The sequence below is a fragment of the Bacillus sp. MN7755 genome, assembly GCF_054771475.1.
In genome coordinates this window covers 1-516 of record NZ_BTRL01000060.1, presented here as the reverse complement: position 1 = coordinate 516, position 516 = coordinate 1, and the positions used below count along the sequence as shown (strand labels likewise).

The following is a 516-nucleotide window of genomic DNA, read 5'->3' as shown; positions in this document are numbered from 1 at the left end:
ATGATTGGGGTGAAGTCGTAACAAGGTAGCCGTATCGGAAGGTGCGGCTGGATCACCTCCTTTCTATGGAGAATTGATGAACGCTGTTCATCAATATAAGTTTCCGTGTTTCGTTTTCGTTTAGTTTTGAGAGTTCAATTAAGTATTGACTCTTAAATGAGGATATGATATAAATAAATCCTGCAATTTGTATGGGCCTATAGCTCAGCTGGTTAGAGCGCACGCCTGATAAGCGTGAGGTCGATGGTTCGAGTCCATTTAGGCCCACCATACAACTTGGGGCCTTAGCTCAGCTGGGAGAGCGCCTGCCTTGCACGCAGGAGGTCAGCGGTTCGATCCCGCTAGGCTCCACCAAAAAGCTATTTTAGATAGCAAATGGTATGTTCTTTGAAAACTAGATAACAGTGTAGCTCATATTTTTTAATTTTTAGTTTGGTTAAGTTAGAAAGGGCGCACGGTGGATGCCTTGACACTAGGAGTCGATGAAGGACGGGACTAACGCCGATATGCTTCGGG

General features: G+C 45.2%; 2 tRNA genes and 2 rRNA genes. All 4 read left to right on the top strand.

Going from position 1 to position 516, the window contains the following annotated elements:
• Positions 1-63: ribosomal RNA gene (locus ACYVEC_RS30640) — 16S ribosomal RNA — on the top strand; the annotation flags it as partial.
• A 130-nt stretch (positions 64-193) separates the two neighbouring features.
• A tRNA-Ile gene (locus tag ACYVEC_RS30635) sits at positions 194-270 on the top strand.
• Positions 271-278: 8 nt separating this feature from the next.
• Positions 279-354, top strand: a tRNA-Ala gene (locus ACYVEC_RS30630).
• 80 nt (positions 355-434) lie between these two features.
• A 23S ribosomal RNA gene (locus ACYVEC_RS30625) occupies positions 435-516 on the top strand; the annotation flags it as partial.